Source organism: Corynebacterium cystitidis (assembly GCF_900187295.1).
Classification (GTDB): domain Bacteria; phylum Actinomycetota; class Actinomycetes; order Mycobacteriales; family Mycobacteriaceae; genus Corynebacterium; species Corynebacterium cystitidis.
Genome location: NZ_LT906473.1, coordinates 2,356,491 through 2,373,817 on the forward strand (window position 1 = coordinate 2,356,491; position 17,327 = coordinate 2,373,817).

Sequence of the window (17,327 nt, forward strand, 5' to 3'; positions counted from 1 at the left end):
AACGGTGCACCTAACTCGGGTTATAGACCTCTGGAACAACCTTAGACACAGTCAGAACACCGGTGACATCCTCAAAAGCAAACTGCTCACGAGGGTCACGATTATTACAACGAAAACGAATCATCCCACCCTCTTCTTCAACAATGATGCCCGCATCACCCGTCATATACTCGTATACAGGAGCCGCGTGCTCGTGATAAGAATGAAGATACTCGTTAAACACACTGAGTAAACCAGGTTTCTTGCCGGTGCACACCCTGATGCTAAACGTATTTGATACACCATCAGTCAAACGAATCGAATCAAGCTTTTCACCATCATCAGTACCAAATTCCGCGTTGTAGGACTTCAAGCGCATCGCCGTCTGGACAGTCCCCTCACGCACCTGAAACTCAAGACCAACAACATACTCCGTATGAGGATCCAACTCAATCCCAATGCGACTCTCAATCGTCAGCCCATTAAGATGCAGTGTGCCCTGTCGCAACTCTGTACGCATACTCGTAAAAGCCCGCACTCCCGTACATCCCTTCACCTCGATCTCACACCCTACCCGGCCGCCGTGAAGATTCCCACACTATTCTCTTCGTTTAAGCTTCACTCGCCCACGATACATGGCGATAAGCGGCAATGGCAGCGTGTAATATCAGGTATTCCGGCTAACCCGACAGGAATTTGGGAACTTTAATACCATCCCCAATCTGTTGACTTGCTTCACGAAGCTCCCCAGACACAGACGTTAATAGGGTCGGATTCTCCACAAAAGACGTACCGTCAACATTAACATGAGCACAAATCCGAGGCCCCGCAGACGAATCACACGAATCAGCCAGGAGTTCCAGTAGCTTCACTAGCGCGGTGCCACTAACCCAGCTGGCCAGGGAAACCAGATCTTCTTCCGTTTCTGGGGTGGCCCCGTCAGCAATCTTTGCGATTGTCTCGCTATAGGTTTCATCATAAGCAGCAGAATAGAAACGTCCTACAAGCTCTCGGAATGTAACATATGCGTCAGCATCAACCGCCGTGTTATCTACATAACTATCAATCCACATGTCATCTCCTATATCGATGCGCGTATAGATCTTCCTGCTCGGGTAATGGGGCCCGGACATGCCCAGGTAGGTATTGCTTATCGACGAGCACGCTTCCAGCGATGGGATCAAGAAAGCTCGCAAGATCTCCGATTTTCTGGGCCCCATCGTCGATATGCACTCGAAGCGAACCAGGAGTTTCTTCACGATCATAAGCCTCAAACTTCCCGGCAAAATCCTCGAGCACCGCCACAAGCACCACGCGTGCATATTCAGAAACGTCACCACCGTGCTGTATCCATTCCCACCACTCGGCTGACGTAGAAGCCACCCCACTGTGGTGCACCTTCCTGACTTCGCGGACAAAGTTCGTCACCGCAGTATCAACCATTTCCAAATTCTTCATTCGCACTCCGCCTTTCCGACCCAACGGCAGGTTCGCTTAAAACGATACTCGAATCAAACAAACCTTAAACCGAATCGGCCAGACCCCCGGAAAGTGCCCCATTTCCCCCGGGATCGACCGGCCCGAAGAGCATCACCAATGTATTCTTAGCCCATGGCTTATTTCGCAGGATGGGAACTTATCAACAACGAATGGCAATTCTCCGAACCCGGAGTAGGGCCCCAACATGAATGGATGATCAGCGTCGCAGAAACATTCCTGACCTTCATCACCACCCACGACGAGAAGAACGGCTCCACCAAATACTTCCTCGGCGCCAACCCCAGCATCATCTACGATGTTGACCCCGCAGACCTACCAACACCCAACCCCGACAACGCCATAGAATTCTTCGCAACACGCTACCCACACCGACGCACACAAATCACCAACTTCTTCACCACCTACATCAGCCAACCCACCGACACCACAACCACCTACCTCAACGACCAACAAGACGGCCCAGAACTCATCATCGAATTCTGCACCACCCTCGACATCACACCCCCACCACCACTTATCGAACCGGCAGACTAAACCGACGAACACTGGGCTGTGTCGACACAAACCTCGCTACCGGCCCAGCAGCCACCCCACGCCAGCCGGGCCCTACCCTAGCTTTCATCGAAACGGATCCCACCACGAGCATAAATCTCCCGGGCAAGTTCTGAATCGCGACCATACTGGCCAACCGGATCAGCCTCCCAACAATACCGCGTATACGAAGACCCAAGCCCAGCCTGAATACGCACCTCCAGATCACGCTTGAGCATACGCTCAAGCGTTCGCCCCATAGACGCTATCCGCTCATCGCCCTCATTTCCCACTTGAACAGCCAGCTGGATCATGTCTTCAACAGGAAAGTCCTCGACCACAAAACCAGCCGACGCAGCCGGTAACTTCGTGCGACTAACATCCACCCCCCTAAACACCACATGACGCCACTGCGCAGCACTAAAATCACACCCCGAAGCCTGACGCCCCCCAGCAACAGCCTTCAGCAACCCCGTATCCACCTTCACAGCAAACACCGAGTCTTCCACCACAGTAAAAGCCTTCGAATGCCCATTACCCAAAGCAAACAAATGCATATTCCGAACATCACACCCCACAACAGCAGCAACATTTTCAAAAATGCTCGGCGCATCACACCCATCAAACACACACCCACGCACCACAGAACCAGAAAAAACAGAGCTTCTCGTCAACGTTGCATTAACAAACCGGCAATCAATCAATTCCGACTCAATCGCCGTACACAACCGAAAGTGCGTCCCGTCGGCCACCACATTTTCCATCACGCACCCAGGCTCTAACCACACATTCAACCCAGACGCACCCGACACATCACAATTCCCTACGTGAGCCCCATCCAGATACGCCTGAAAGTCCGTCGGCGCATCAGGCGACAACACATAACCACGGAAATCCTGCCGCCCATCAACTTCACCAAACGGAGAAGAATCCACAAACGGATCCAACACCCCATCCACCCGATCCCACCGAGTAGTCAATTCAACATCCATCACACAACAACTCCTACCCACTCATCGTCACACACCAGCCGCAGCCACGGTGCCATAGAAATCTTCCATCCCGGCAAAACCCGCATTCTGATAACCAATTAACTGCAGATCAGTCGGAATCCCCTCGATCGTGCCATACTTTCGAACATGCGTCGACCACTGCCCTGGAGTCGTCAAATCCATCCACACCTGCGTACCACTATCAGGCAACGTAAATATGAAATCAGCACCTTTCTGCCCCTGCACAGCATATTGAACTCCATACTTCTGCTTAAGAACGCGGTCGCTCTCCACCAGTCCCTTAAGCTCCATATCTAAAGCGGTTCCTCGGTGCATAGATCGTGGCCACCGGCCTTGCTTAAGCGTGTCTTTTATGTGCCTTTCCTGGCTTTCGGATAGATCAATTTCACCGTTATTCCACCTCTCGATGACGGTGTCACGATGACCAAGTAAGCGCTTTCGAACGTCATTAAACACCTCTGTGTCTCTATCACTGAATCCGGTTAGCTTGCTCGCAGGACAGTCGTGAAGCCCGAAGAAATCTATTCTGATTCCAGCGTGGTCGACATAGCCTTGGGCCGAAGCAACCCGTGGACTTACCCCAAGGGGATCTTGGGCGTTATAGACCCCTGCCTCAGGACTGTAGTAACGGAACCGGTTATACGCCCACCCAGACTCCTCATCATAATACTGCCCAGCAAACAACAACGGTGAGGCCTGCTCACCACGCCAAGAACGCTGCCCATACAACGTCTGAGACGAACGACCTACCACCTGCCCAGAAACAGGATCAACAATCTCATGGGGTGCACCAACCAAATCACCAACCAGGGCGAAGAACTCCGCATCCACCCGATCCTGATCCCAATCACGCACACCACCAGCAGCAGGTCTCCCACGACCATCACTTTCGGCACCAGCAGCAGGCCTGCTACCGCCACCAGCCACACCACCGGCTTTAGCGTTGGTCAGTGTGATCTGGCCTGTCGTCTCACCTGTAGCCGGATCCTGAACCCACACAAAACCACGCCCAGCATCCTTACCCACAGTGGCCTGCTCAGCAACCAACTGGTCACCCACATGCCCAAACACAGTCCGGCCAGTAACCTCACCAGTAGTAGTATCGATCTGCTCCTTCGCCACACGACGACCCAACCCGTCATACACATACCGGAACCCCACACCCGACTGATCAGAAGAATCAAACCCCATCGGCTGACCAGACGTCGCATAATAAAAACGCTTCACCAACGGCTTTCGACTCACCCTCTTCGTCACCGTCTGAACAACACGCCCAGCCTTGTCATACGTGTAGGTAGTCCGCCCCACACGAGTTGGCATCGTGCCAGCAAACTCCACCTGCGCATCCAACCCCGACGATGCCGGCGATACCGAAGACACCCCAGTCCCAGCAGCACCTGTTACTGCACCACCGGTCGGGGCAGCAATACTACTCAACACACCCGCAGCACTAAACCCATACGACTCGGTCACAGCTGCGGTAGCTGCTGTGTTCTCCGGATGGCCCAGCCGCCCAGACACCACCGCGGACGAAGAACTGTCACCGCGGCCTGACGCATCACGCCTAACACCAGTAACACGACCAAGCACATCAACATCAAACACTGTAGAACCCCGTAGCTGATCGGAGATCGAGGTCAACACAGTATCAGCACGCCAGGAAAAATCACGGCCCACAACACCACGCACACCAGCCTGAGCCCGACTATCTAACACCCCGGTACGATCAGCAACCAACCGGCCGCGCACATCATACTCAAACGAGCGCACCAACGAGCCCACACTGATCCGATCACGCTGACCACCAACCCCACGCCCATACGTAATATCGGCTACCGGCACACCTACCGACAAACCACCTGCCACATGGGCAATAGCCGAAGAAGCAATCTCACCGACCTCACTGTGCTCAAACGCAGTAGTCACCGAGCCACCACCCGGCAACCCAATCTCGTGGCTAGCCACCAACCCCGTCGCAGTCAACGACACCGAATACGACGTAGACTCACCCGAGGCCAGCGTAACTGTTTCACCAACCATCCGACCATAATCATCCCGCACGTACGACACCGTCGTATCGCGGTTGATAATCGTGTCAACACGACCCAAATGGTCATACGACAACACGGTAGAACCAGCCCCGTCGATAATCTCCTCAACCAAACCAAGCGGGTTACGCACCGTTGTTGTCACACCTGCCGGAGTGATAGTCGTACTGACCAAACCATCCGCACTCAGTGAGGACTCAGTCACAATCCCGTTATAATCCACCTCACGAACAATCATCCCATCACGGTCATACTCATAGCTCCAGGTGTTGTTATCCGCATTCGTCAACGCCACCGGCTCAAGCTGCGAATTATACCGAAGCCTGGTCGTCGCCCCCGATGCATCGGTCGTAGCAACCGGTGTATCCATCACCGTGTACTGCGTAGTACTCGTCACACCAATCTCATTGGTCACCGACAGCCGATTACCCTCACCGTCATAAGTCACCGACACCGCAGAACCATCCGGGTGTGTCACCACCATCGGCCACCCCTCCGGCGAATACGCAATCGTGGTGGCATGACCTTCCGGATCCATCGATTCAGTAACTAAACCACGCACATCACGCACAACACTGCTACGACGACCCGCCGGATCAACAACCGCTAGTTGGCGTCCAGCATCATCGCATTCAACAGTTGTGGTTAAACCTTCTGGGTTCGTCGTGACAGAAAGCACCGCACCAGATGGTCGGATCTCATAATCCATCGATACACGAGCACCAGTGGGGTCGACCACCCCCGTCGTCAAGCCACAACCATCCACCTCGTATTCGGTAACCTGCCCGTCGCGCCCGACCACCCGCACCGGCGCACCCCACGAACCGGGCTCAACATGCGTACTGGTCCCATCCGGATACGTGACCTCAACAACACTGCCATACTCATCAAACCGTGTTGTCGTTGTCGCGCCTGCACTATTCGTTACCGAGGTGACCGCATGATGCTCATCAAAGGTCTGATCCGTCACACCACCTTCAGCAGAAATGACTCGCCAGACATCACCATGAACAGTACTGCGATACACAGTCGGACGAAGCTGGCCTAACACCTCATCATGAAGCAGTGCCGGATCAATCGTCCACGACTCATTATCACGGCTTCCAGTACGCCCCCGTCCGGTTAAACCAACACCCGATAGACCATGCTCCTTCAACGCCTCAACCAGCGGCAGGGTCTGCAAACGCTCTAAAATCTCCGGAACACCATCATCACCAATCTCTAAAGGATCACCGTCAAGCTCACGGACTGTTTCAATCGTGACCGACACCGTGCCGCCAGCAGGTGCATCAGTACCCTCATCGGTGAGGTAGACCACCGCATTGGCATAAATACCCCCGGTACCTGCTTGGGCAACCACACGACCACTGGTGTCATACACGTGGTGATACGACACACCATTGCGATCCGTCCAGCCACAATTCAGGCCAGCATCGTTGTAGTAGTAGCGCAAGGAACCCGCATTCGAGTTCACCACCCGAACCAAACGCCCCAACGGATCGTACTCATACGAGATCAGGCGCATCGGCTGATCATCAGGATGCGTTGTCGGGTTCGACACCCACACCGAGGCAGCCCGATCAACAGCCGCATCCCACACAATATCCAGCCGGGTATCATCACTGCGGCGCATCTGCACCATATGGCCTGTTGCCTGGTCATAGAAATAGTCAATCCGGTGACCAGTATGGTGGATCATACTCGAAATACCGACCTCAATGCCTAACCCGAAGTCATCGGCCAGCGAACCAGTCGGGATACCCACCCCCACATAGGAACCATCCACCGCAGGTGACTGATCTGGCAGTGGACCATCATGATCCAACGTGTCAGCAGAACCCGCCACAGCAAACACATACGTGACACCCTGTGCAACGTCACGAACCCGGTACGCACCATCCGAATACGATAGCAACCACGGACGGCCATCACCTTGAACTTCAGAACCATCCGTCGGCGCAGACGGGAACGCGATCATCGCACCAGTCGGGGTCAGCATATACACATGATCGTCAGTAACCTCAATACGCACATCCAGCCGTGAGACCCACTGCGGGCCCAACGCCCACCCAACATTGTGGGAAGAATAGGCTGTCCGATCCACAATCAACGGCAGCGTACCCGGAATCAACACATCAGTATGCTCGTGTACCATCGCGCCAGTAGCAATATCAACCGGGTCAATCGCCTGGGCCATCCGATCATAAGCGCGAGATTTCCAGGTGTCAGCACCATGAGGACCGCGGGCAGCATCAGCACGACGCATCATATTTTCTGCCACCCCATGGCGAGCACTCTGAATATTTTTAAGACCATTACGCACCGACTTCGGTGTCGCACGGTCTACCGCATTGGCAATGTTTTTCCCGGCACGTGTGCCTTTTGCTGCTTTAAACGCTCTGCCAAACGGAATCACGCTTAAACCAACATCAATTAACACCTCTGTCCAGCTTTGATTACCAGTCGCAGCAAGCCCAACTGTCAACAGCAAACTCGCCGCACCAAGAACCATTCCCGCAGGCGGGAAGAAAAAACTCACAACAGCGGCGACCCCGGCAAGAACACCGGCAGCTGTCTTTAACCATTCAGCATTGTCATCAAACCAATTATCAAGTGCTACACCAGCACGCTGCAACCAGTTTTTATTCGGCGCAAAACGCTCCTGCGTCTGACGATCAATATCAGCAACAACCACCTCAACCTCAGCAACGAGAGCACGTTTAATCCCTGCCGCAGATTCAAGATGGCCTAACCACGTCTTATTCACCGCGTGATACTCAGTCTTCGCCGCCGCAAACGCAGCCTCCGCAGCCGCAGCTTCTGACTGGGCCGTTGCCGCCGCAGACGCAGTCACCGCATTAACACCAGGAATCAAAGCAGAACCCAACGCTGTTGCCGTCGCCGCAGTCGCCGTGGCACGAGCACGAATAGCATTCGCCTCAGCAGTATTATAAGCAGCAACAGCGCTTCGGTGAGCACCATGAGTCACCCGTGCAGTATTCATCAAGGTAGACATCTGTGTTGTCTTCGCCTGCAGAATCTCCGAGTAATTCATCAAGGCTCGCCCAACAGCGCTATGAGCATCACCAGTAGTATCTAAATCCTCAGGAAAATCAGCATGCACAATACGGGCATATTTCTCGCCCTCAGTACCGTCAAACCCGGCATCATTCACCGCACGAAAATCGTCCGCTGCCTGCTCGGCTGCTTTACCAAACCTCGTCCATTCGGCAGACACCGTAGCAATGGCACTAGGAGATCCCCCCCAAAAGGAAATCATCCATCTCAAACTTCATAAAAAACGGCAACTGTGGTACTGGCATCGTCGTGTCCTACCTCTTCACAAAATTACACATACGTACCGATGTGTTACTTACCTGTTTGTCTGCTCATCAAGAAGTTCATTCACCGGCCCCCGCATCTCAGTATTAGCCTGCTGGATGCCTTCCAACATGTTCTTCACAGACGTTAACACCCCAGTCAGCTCAGCCGCTCCCGACTTCCACTGATAAATAAAATCCTGGTACTGATCCGACTCCGTACCCTCCCACGATTCACGAAGCGACTCCACCGATAAATCAATCGCCTCCAGTGTTTGATAAATCGCAGTCTGAATATTTCCAATCTCAGTCTGATACGTATCCGCCGCTGAATCACGAAACGCATACACGTCCGTCTCTCCTACAGCCATCCCCGCACGCGGGCCTTGACCATGCGCCAACACCCACAAATTATCCGCTGCTGGCTTAATCTCATCAGCAACCTTGAAGTCAAAATCCTGAACATGATCAACAATTTTCGTCGTCACCTCGGACAACACACTCACGTTCTCAATCAGATTCTGTCGTGATTGCTTCCACTCATCATAAAACCGTTGAAGAGCACGCCTGACATTCTCACCAGAATTAGGCACAACATCTGCCCCATACAGCGGTTCAGCACCTGCCTCCGCCGCCACTAAATCAGTGTGAACGGTATCTAACGACGACGCCACGGCCCGCATCTGCGCCAACGGAACTCGAATATGATCGCTATACATTACTTACCCCTGCTCCTGCCCATCTGGAATAACAACCGTGGCAGAATCCTGCCCGAATGTACTAGCCACATCATCGACAGTGTAACCTGCAGAATCACCAAAGATCCCCACACTATCCACAACACGAATCACAATATCTTTCACACTGTCTTTAGTGTCTTCACTTGGAGCTGATGCCGTCACAATAAGCATCCACGACGTACCAGGAATCGGTAGGAAACCCTGATACACAAACACCGCACGACGATCAGTCACAGGCCCTGCCTGCTCAACAGACTCAACAAGAACCCAGCCCATACCACCCGGGGTTGACCGCTCCTCGACATGTTGACCACTAAACGCCTTCTTCACAGCCCCCAGGGAAGCCAACCGTGGTGACGCATCAGCCCACCGGAAAACTAGCGACGTCGCCGCAATCAACGGCCCATCAATCACACCGCCTTTCAACAACACAGCAACCGCTTGAGCTTTCTGGGCAGCCAACACAGTCTCAGTCAGAATTAATCCTGCCTGACGCTTCTGCGCAGCAGACATCCGATACCCCGGCACTAAACTATCAACACTGCGATCAATCCTGCCACGCCACGTCTGCGGATGAATATCAAGCACGAAAAACGTCGGAGGCAGCTCCATAGTCCACATAAACGGCGGTCGCGGAACCCCCGAATCATACTCAACAGCCACCTCGGTCGATGAACCTGCCATACCCCTAAACCCTTACTAAAACTATTAATAGTTACTCACAGCACACTAGGGATATATCAAGATAACCAATCACGCCCGCCAAAGAGGTACTACGTTGATAAGGACATAGCGCTTAGGACGGAACTTATCTTGGAGCGGAGCTGGTCTTAGAGGGGGCCAGCCCGTGAGGTCGCTTCCGCCAACGGCACAGTCAGCGTAACGATTACATCCCCTTCTGCCTGTTCACAGTAAGAAAGAGTGGCGTTGTTAAGCTCTGCTGTCTCGCGCGCTGTGGCGCATGGGTCGTGCCCGTAATACAGCGCGGTAGCTGCTGACACCGCTGCAAGATCCGCAGCCACCTGAACACGGTGCGAGCCCACCACCTGCCCCACAGCACCAGCGACCACCAGCAGCAGTGCTGTCACAGCCGTGATGATTCCGGCCGAGGCCACAGTAGCGGAGCCGGAATCGTCGGCAAGCACCCTGCGCAACCGAAGCAAGCTGGGCGAACAACCCGGGGCTGGTCGCCGTCTCATCAGCGGTACTCCACTGGGTACGAGGCGGTCGCTTCGGCAGTGCCGATCGCCGCTGGCACACGCGCGGTGACCACGACGATGCCACCGGACTCGCTGACCGTGACAGTGGCGGTGCCGGGGTCAAAGTCCACCCCTATCGCATGGGCTCGGGCGGCAGCCCCAGCAGTGTCGATCGCGCTGATGTGGGCAGCCATGGTGGCAATCGCTGCCACAATGCCCGCGGCCACCACCATGAGTGTGGCCAGCGATAACGCAGCCTCGATAGTGACGGACCCGCGGTCATTGCCCAGGATGCGCGCCACAGTGCCCCATGGTCTCCTGCGCAGTCTGGTGGGCACCATTATGCGCCCGGCGAGTTGCTCAGCGCGTCGGTAATAATGCCCTCAATGGCATCGACCACGCCGTCGCCATTGATCACCATATACAGCACGGCTGCAAGCGCTGCCGCTGCCAGTGAGCCCATGGCGTATTCAATCGTGGACATTCCCCGATCGTTACTGGTCAGGTCATGGAAACGAGCGTGGAAATTGGTGTAGAAGCGGACGTAGGTGCGGGTAAGAAAGGTGTTCATCGTTGTTCTCCTTAACTAAGAGTTGTTAGTACGTAGGTAGTAGTTCAGATCCCAGGCTGATCACCACAGGGGCAAGGCCTAAGACGAAGAAGGCGGGTAAGAAACACAGCGCAAGCGGGATGGAGATCATCACACCAGCGCGTTCAGCGCGTGCGGTGGAATTGTCCACGCACTCGGCGCGCAAGGCAGTAGCGATTCGCTCGCAGCCCTGCGCCAGCCCAGCACCGGTAGTGCTGGATAACACGACCACACCGGCCACATCCGACAGGCCAGGAATCTCAGCAGTGTGCGCCCAGGCTCGTTCGGGTTCTACCCCGAGTGAGGTCAAGGCACTCACGGTGGACCAGGCCTCGCCCAGTGCTGTTGGTGCACTTGAGGAAGAATGTGGTTGATGTGTTGCCGACACCGCAGCAATAGCCGTGGCCACTGGTTGCCCCGCTGTTAAGCAGGCAGCGAACAGGTCGATGTCAGCGGCAATGGCTAACAAGTCCCAGGGCCCATCGCGCGGTGTCTTTCCACGGGTACGCGGTGAACCACCGCCGGTTCCGCCTGCAGCACCGGCAAGTCGCCCGGCAGGATTCGGGGCGGTGAGAAGCAGCAGCCCAACAAGAAGAAGAGTAAGTGTCATGATGCTGCCCTCGTCACGATCACATGGGAGATCACGATGCCCGCACACGTCAGCACAGTTCCGACGAGCAGCAGCACCCCTCCGAGGGCTGTGGTGGTAAGAAACCCAACCGGATTAGCCCCCATCAACGCACCCATTCCAATCCCAGCGACAGGAAGAACCGCCAATACCAGCGCGGTGGACTGGGGCCCTGCCAGCGACGACTGTGTAGCAGCCCGATGCCGTTGAGCAGAATCGATTCTGTCGCGGGATTTTTCCAGCAATGTGGCCAGCGGAATGCCGTGGCGTTCGGCTAGGGCCCACGCATGGCCCACGTGGCGCAGCTCAGCATGATCCGATTCCAGGAACACTGCCGCCCCCGAGCTGCCCTGGCGCACATGTGCCGCAGCACGCGTTACTGCGCGTTGCACGGTGGGAGCAGTAGTCGTCGATAAGCGCGATGCTGCATGCTGGCAGGCATGTGCGATGGTGGCGCCAGCACGCAGGTCGGCCAGCATGTGTCCGATGAAGTCGGCGATCATGGCCTGTTCGCGTGCGCGCTGGGAGCGCTGGTGGCGGTCGTTGAACACCCACAATACCGTCATGGCAGCCAGGGTGAAAGATACCGTGACCAGTATTTTGTCTGTTGCTACCGCAGCCAGCGCAGCAAGGATTGCACCTGCGGTGATCAGGTGCCGGGAGGACAAATTACGCTGCGCCGTAAGGATTCGCGTGGCCGGAGAGCCCGGCGCGATCAGCAGGCCCGCAGCCGCAAGTAAAGCGGTCATGCCAGTCATGTGGTGCTCACCCCTGCCATACGGCACAGTTCGTCGAAGCCCTCGCCCGGGCCGTCCGCGGCAGACCAACAAGCAGAGGCGACCACGGGGTTGCCGTGCAGCAGTCCGATCTGGTGCAAGACACGGACACCGTCGGTGCCGCGCTTCATCACCAGCACCACATTGACCGCCGCCGCCAGCTGCGAATGCAGCGCAGTAGGTTCCAATCCGCCCAATGCTCCGAGCGCTTCGATCCGCGCGGGGACTTCCGCCAGGGTGTTCGCATGGATCGTTCCTGCGCCACCTTCGTGGCCGGTATTGAGCGCAGCCAGCAGGTCCACAATTTCCCCGCCACGGATCTCGCCGACCACGATGCGGTCTGGGCGCATGCGCAGCGATTGTTTCAGCAGGTCACTCATCGTGATCGCACCACTTCCTTCCGTGTTGGCACCGCGCGTGGTCAGGTTCACCACGTGCGGGTGGTCGGGCGCAAGTTCCACGGTGTCTTCCAGCGCGATGATGCGTTCGTGCGCAGGTACTTCCGCCAGCAGCGCGCCCAGGAGCGTGGTTTTTCCTGACCCGGTCCCGCCGACCACGAGGAATGACGCGTGACGACGAACGATGCCGCGCAACACGTCTGCCACCTGTGCGGGAAGAGTGCCACGGTTGACAAGCTCTGCAAGCGTGGTCGCCGAGTGGCGCAAAACGCGTAGCGAGATGCAGGTGCCTTGGGAGGCAGGTGGTGCAAGCACCGCGTGGATCCGCACCAAGGTGCCATCCGGGCGGGTGATGTGGCCATCTAGAAAAGGTTGGGCATCATCAAGCCTGCGGCCACACGCAGTGGCCAAACGCGTGGCAAGTCTGCGGACCTCGTCATCGTTGGTAAAACACACGTCAGCTACTTCGAGCCCGCCGCCGGAATCAACAAAAACCTGGTCGGGGCCGTTGACACAAATGTCGGTGACCTGTGGGCGGGCCACAAGTGCCTCGAGCGGGCCGAGGCCGTGCGTGGAGTTGCGCACAATACGCATCGTCTCAAGCACATCGACATCACTGATCACCATGGCTTCCTCCCGGATAATCCGAGCCAATTCGGCAGCATCGGTGGTCGGGGAAGCGGAGTCGGCGTCGTCGGCAAGCCTGCGCTGGATTCGCTCAAGTACTTCTGGGGTGACCGTCATAGCAGCCCCACCGCCTTCCACACCTTGTTGGCCGCCAACGCCAACCCGCGCGGCAAGCGCTGCGGAAGGCCAGCAGTTTCCAGAGTGCGAGTAAGCCTCGAGATATGTGGAAGCTCGGTGATCACGTCGGCACGCGCAATCTTTTCCAGCTCCTTAGCCGCGATTCCGGACCAGCTGCGGTGCCTCAATACCAGCCCCACCTGCAGGCTCACGGAACGGCATTCGGCGACGATGCGGGCGGCAGCTGCGGCAGCACGCACTTCCGCCGGCACCACAATCACCACCGAGGTGCTGCGCGCCGGGATCATGTGCGCTGGGGCGTCCACCACGGTGACTCCGCTGGTGCTCAATGGTTGCAGCACAGCCTCAAGTTCATCTGCAGTGATGTGGAAAGGGTCGGCGACGGTGGTGCGGGTGCTGGTAAGAACCTTGATGTCATCGGCTGTGCCGGGTAGGGCTCGCCGGATGTCGCCGCGTAGGACGTCTCCATCCCCTACTGTGATTTCACCCCAGCGTGCTCCGGTCTGTTCCTCGATTCCCAGCACTAAGTCGAGCCCGCCAGAGTAGCGGTGCGCATCAACCAGCGTGGGTGCGTGGGTGGGGCCAGCGGCCCGCGCGAGGGCAGCAGCGAAGGTCGATGTTCCCGCCCCACCGGCTGCGCCCAAGACCGTGAGCACGGTCGCTTCAGAAGAGCTCCCCGTGCCGGCGGCATGATCAGCGGTTGCCACTTTCCCAATCGCGGACAACAACTCGCCGGCCTGCGCCGGCACGATGAACACTCCGCTCGCATGAACCTGCAGGGCAGCTTCGTAGTCAATCATGGCAGGATCAGCGGTGACAAAGTACACCGCGTCACGTCGCGGTGGTGCGTTAACGGCAGCTGCAGTGGCGGCATCGATGACAACGGCGTGAGCGCGGGACCAGTGCTGCACTACTGTCGCAGGATCGCACGTATCGACGATCGGCCTACCCGTTGCTGCGGCGAGGTGCAGTGCCTCGGGGTGCAACGTTGGGTCCTCGACGGCCACCACCATGGGTGCGTGAGTAGGTTTTGTTGGTCTCATGTCTGTGATGATGGCCCACCGACACAAGGTTTACGCAGCATGTTTTCTTCCTGTGGATAACTCGCCACGTTCGCTGACACATCACCGTATTTTTGTGGATAACCCATCGTCGTTAAGCCCTGTCATGACATAGCGTGAACCGGACGCCGGGAACGCAGACGTTTCGACTCACCGCGCCACCCCAGAATATGCTTAAGCGCATGACCATCAATATCAAAGATCTCTTGTCCAAACTCCCCTACGACGACCTCGCCAAGAAAACTGGCGAAAACCCACAGAAGGTACGCACCACAGCGGAGGGTATCCTCAATTCACTCCTGCTGGGCATGGGCGCCAACGCCGAAGACCCAGCTGGCCGCGAATCGCTGGCAAACGCAGTGAAGGACCACGACCCGCAGCTGGTTGAAGGCGAAGTCAACGTTGACGACATTGACACCAACGATGGCGAAAAAATTGCCACCCACATCTTCGGCCAGAACAAAGACCAGGTCACCCAGCAGCTTGGAGGTGCCCTCGGCGATTCCAACCTCGTGCGCCAGCTGCTGCCACTACTTGCACCACTAGCCCTGTCATGGTTGTCCAACCGTATGCAGCAGAGTGATTCTCCGCAGGGTGGCATGTTGCAGCAGATTCTGCAGCAGGTCACCGGTGGCCATCATCAGACGGCCACAGGGGAATCGGCCCCAGAGCAGCCAGCAGCTGCCCAAAAGGACGTCGGCTCAATGCTGAAAGATGTTCTTGGTGGCCTACTCGGTGGTGGGCGTCGCTAGAGTTCAGACCTTGCCGGTCCGAATTTTTCTGAACTGAAAATTAGAGACGGCCCGCGCCTCGGGGGGTGTGCGCGGGCCGTCAAGTAACCCGGCCTCGGGGGGCGAGCCGGGGCAGGCCACACTGTATATCGGGGCCTTGCACCAACGATTATGGCATAGGTGACGGAAAATTGACAAGACGGATTTCGCACAAATCTACGAAAATGTATCTGCAAGCCTTCAAGCTGCGGTTATGCACGAGTGTCACCTATGTAGGTACAAACACGACGCTAGCCCCAACCTCCCCAACATTCACACCTGTCACTTAACTTTTCGGTGGCGAGTAGGACTAGGATATGGCACATGCACCAGAACAACGTCGCCTCACCCGCGCCTGAGGTGCGGCCCGTCGCCGCGTTTTTCGACCTCGACAAAACCATCATCGCTACCTCCTCTGCTTTCGCCTTCGGCCGCGAGTTCATGAACAACGGACTGATCTCCAAGCAAGAAGCATTCGAAATGTATTTGGCCAAAACCTCGTACATGTTTGGTGGTATGTCTAGCTCAGAGATGGACTCCACCCGAGATCAACTAAGCCAACTCGTGTCTGGCTGGTCCGTCGACGAGGTCCGCCGCATCACCAACGAGACGATGCACACCGTGGTTACCCCCGCGATCTACACCGAGGCGCGCGAACTCATCGCGTTCCACAAGGCAGCAGGCCACCAGGTGGTCATAATCTCCGCTTCCGCCATCCAGCTCGTCGAGCCAATCGCTAAGGAACTAGGGATTAAGCACGTCGTTGCCACCGAACTGGAGGTAAAAGAGGGCAAGTTCACCGGGAACATCACCCGCTACCTCAAAGGGGACGCCAAAGCTGACGCGATCATCGAACTTGGCCAGCGCTACAACCTCGATTTGGACAACAGCTACGCCTACTCTGATTCTGCAACCGATATTCCAATGTTGGCCCAGGTAGGAAACCCCGTGGCAGTAAACCCGGACCGCGCGATGAAAAAGCACGCCCTTGAGCACGGCTGGAGCATCGCTACCTTCAAAAACCCCGAGCCCCTTTTCCACACCCCCTCTGCGAAAGAAGTCTCAATCGGTGCTGGTGTGATTGCGGGTATCGCCGCCCTCACCGTCGGCGGGGTCTGGGTGGCGCAGCGTCGCCGCAACGATACGGCGTAATCGTTGCCTGATTACAGGCTCATAGTGGTGGGAATACAACAGTGCCGGCAGACCTGCCTCCGTGTAGCCCCGCCAGCCCTCAACCATGCTGAGGATGGCAGTCACGCTGCCTGTGCAATCCCGTCAGCCTCTACCCCGCCGGCTGCGAACGCCCGCAGCATAAACTCCAAGGCATCGGTCACCTCCACCGCCGAACTAGTCGCCCAGCCTCGTGCCACTGCAGCATAGTCCGCTTTATGGCGGTGATAATAGGTTTCGGGCACTGCGATCCCCAGCGGATCAACGCCACTGGCCAGCAACACACACCGGGCAGCAACCCGACCCACCACACCGCTGCGTGGCCCAAAGAGTTCCCTTCCAACAATCTCGCAGTGCACCACTGCGGCTAGAACCAGGCCGTCGTCCAATGCGGAGCCACCAGAACCTCCAGAGCCGGTGATCAGACGTGCTAACGCGGTCAGTCGGGCAGGGCCGTCGTCGGCAAGCGATCGTCCGGGCCCTCCAGCCGCCACGTCGAGGCGGGCGAATACTTGCGCCGGTGCTCGTCGGAACGTGCGCGCGGCAGCTTCCGCAGTCTCGGGGGACAGCATCGCATACGGGCTGATATGTGTCTCGATCTCCTCACCATCCAGCAGTGCGGACAACTTTGCGCCCCGCAACACCGACTCGCTGACAATCACGCCCGCCCTGCGCAAAGCAGCGGGGCGGCGGTGGGCTCGAGCAATGGTGGACGTTGCCTCGCCCACAAGCGATGGCACGTCGCCGAGCTCAAGGTAGGGGGAAAGTGGGCTGTGAGCTGGCATATCCTCTACAATAGCTTCCGAAAACAATAAACAAACGAGCATTATGAAAAAGTTG

At 56.7% G+C, this 17,327-nt stretch carries 18 protein-coding genes; 3 read left to right on the forward strand and 15 right to left on the reverse strand.

Going from position 1 to position 17,327, the window contains the following annotated elements; translation table 11 throughout:
- Positions 1-10: 10 nt before the first annotated feature.
- From CKV99_RS11150 to CKV99_RS11160, 3 genes are all read right to left on the reverse strand, one after another.
- Positions 11-499 carry a hypothetical protein gene (locus CKV99_RS11150; protein ID WP_092259241.1) on the reverse strand — a complete coding sequence of 163 codons (489 nt, stop codon included), beginning with the start codon at positions 497-499 and terminating at the stop codon, positions 11-13.
- A gap of 160 nt (positions 500-659) precedes the next feature.
- A complete protein-coding gene (locus CKV99_RS11155; protein ID WP_092259238.1) occupies positions 660-1,052 on the reverse strand; it encodes a hypothetical protein in 393 nt (130 codons plus the stop codon).
- A gap of 1 nt (position 1,053) precedes the next feature.
- The gene (locus tag CKV99_RS11160; protein ID WP_092259235.1) at positions 1,054-1,437 is read right to left on the reverse strand and encodes a hypothetical protein; all 384 of its coding nucleotides are present in this window, start codon (positions 1,435-1,437) and stop codon (positions 1,054-1,056) included.
- A 153-nt stretch (positions 1,438-1,590) separates the two neighbouring features.
- On the opposite strand from CKV99_RS11160, the gene CKV99_RS11165 reads away from it, so the two are divergent.
- Positions 1,591-2,013 (forward strand): hypothetical protein, encoded by a 423-nt coding sequence (locus CKV99_RS11165; RefSeq protein ID WP_092259232.1) that lies wholly within the window; start codon positions 1,591-1,593, stop codon positions 2,011-2,013.
- 77 nt (positions 2,014-2,090) lie between these two features.
- On the opposite strand, the gene CKV99_RS11170 is transcribed toward CKV99_RS11165, so the two are convergent.
- The 11 genes from CKV99_RS11170 to ssd form a co-directional block, all read right to left on the reverse strand.
- Positions 2,091-3,005 (reverse strand): pentapeptide repeat-containing protein, encoded by a 915-nt coding sequence (locus tag CKV99_RS11170; RefSeq protein WP_143063445.1) that lies wholly within the window; start codon positions 3,003-3,005, stop codon positions 2,091-2,093.
- A 24-nt stretch (positions 3,006-3,029) separates the two neighbouring features.
- Positions 3,030-8,351: a DUF6531 domain-containing protein gene (locus CKV99_RS11175; RefSeq protein ID WP_092259226.1), complete on the reverse strand. Its 5,322-nt coding sequence runs from the start codon at positions 8,349-8,351 to the stop codon at positions 3,030-3,032.
- Between the two features lie 93 nt (positions 8,352-8,444).
- Positions 8,445-9,110 (reverse strand): WXG100 family type VII secretion target, encoded by a 666-nt coding sequence (locus CKV99_RS11180; protein ID WP_092259223.1) that lies wholly within the window; start codon positions 9,108-9,110, stop codon positions 8,445-8,447.
- A 3-nt stretch (positions 9,111-9,113) separates the two neighbouring features.
- Positions 9,114-9,815 carry a hypothetical protein gene (locus CKV99_RS11185; protein WP_092259220.1) on the reverse strand — a complete coding sequence of 234 codons (702 nt, stop codon included), beginning with the start codon at positions 9,813-9,815 and terminating at the stop codon, positions 9,114-9,116.
- Between the two features lie 146 nt (positions 9,816-9,961).
- Positions 9,962-10,330 carry an Rv3654c family TadE-like protein gene (locus tag CKV99_RS11190; protein WP_092259168.1) on the reverse strand — a complete coding sequence of 123 codons (369 nt, stop codon included), beginning with the start codon at positions 10,328-10,330 and terminating at the stop codon, positions 9,962-9,964.
- On the reverse strand, positions 10,330-10,623 hold the full coding sequence (locus CKV99_RS11195) for a hypothetical protein (protein WP_373370264.1): 294 nt from the start codon (positions 10,621-10,623) through the stop codon (positions 10,330-10,332). The genes CKV99_RS11190 and CKV99_RS11195 overlap by 1 nt, the downstream gene beginning before the upstream one ends.
- Positions 10,624-10,670: 47 nt before the next feature.
- Positions 10,671-10,901, reverse strand: coding sequence for a DUF4244 domain-containing protein (locus tag CKV99_RS11200; protein WP_231910024.1), 231 nt, complete (start codon positions 10,899-10,901; stop codon positions 10,671-10,673).
- A gap of 25 nt (positions 10,902-10,926) precedes the next feature.
- Positions 10,927-11,529, reverse strand: coding sequence for a type II secretion system F family protein (locus CKV99_RS11205; protein WP_092259162.1), 603 nt, complete (start codon positions 11,527-11,529; stop codon positions 10,927-10,929).
- Positions 11,526-12,305: a type II secretion system F family protein gene (locus CKV99_RS11210; protein WP_231910025.1), complete on the reverse strand. Its 780-nt coding sequence runs from the start codon at positions 12,303-12,305 to the stop codon at positions 11,526-11,528. The genes CKV99_RS11205 and CKV99_RS11210 overlap by 4 nt, the downstream gene beginning before the upstream one ends.
- Positions 12,302-13,465 (reverse strand): TadA family conjugal transfer-associated ATPase, encoded by a 1,164-nt coding sequence (locus CKV99_RS11215; protein WP_092259159.1) that lies wholly within the window; start codon positions 13,463-13,465, stop codon positions 12,302-12,304. Before CKV99_RS11215 ends, CKV99_RS11210 begins: the two co-directional genes overlap by 4 nt.
- Entirely contained in the window at positions 13,462-14,529 is a 1,068-nt protein-coding gene (ssd, locus tag CKV99_RS11220) for a septum site-determining protein Ssd (protein WP_231910026.1), read from the reverse strand. The genes CKV99_RS11215 and ssd overlap by 4 nt, the downstream gene beginning before the upstream one ends.
- A 200-nt stretch (positions 14,530-14,729) precedes the next feature.
- On the opposite strand from ssd, the gene CKV99_RS11225 reads away from it, so the two are divergent.
- On the forward strand, positions 14,730-15,299 hold the full coding sequence (locus CKV99_RS11225; protein WP_157728449.1) for a DUF937 domain-containing protein: 570 nt from the start codon (positions 14,730-14,732) through the stop codon (positions 15,297-15,299).
- A 342-nt stretch (positions 15,300-15,641) separates the two neighbouring features.
- The gene (locus CKV99_RS11230; protein WP_092259150.1) at positions 15,642-16,469 is read left to right on the forward strand and encodes an HAD family hydrolase; all 828 of its coding nucleotides are present in this window, start codon (positions 15,642-15,644) and stop codon (positions 16,467-16,469) included.
- 101 nt (positions 16,470-16,570) lie between these two features.
- Here CKV99_RS11230 and CKV99_RS11235 read toward each other — a convergent pair whose 3' ends face one another.
- Positions 16,571-17,272 (reverse strand): hypothetical protein, encoded by a 702-nt coding sequence (locus tag CKV99_RS11235; RefSeq protein WP_092259146.1) that lies wholly within the window; start codon positions 17,270-17,272, stop codon positions 16,571-16,573.
- Positions 17,273-17,327: the final 55 nt, after the last annotated feature.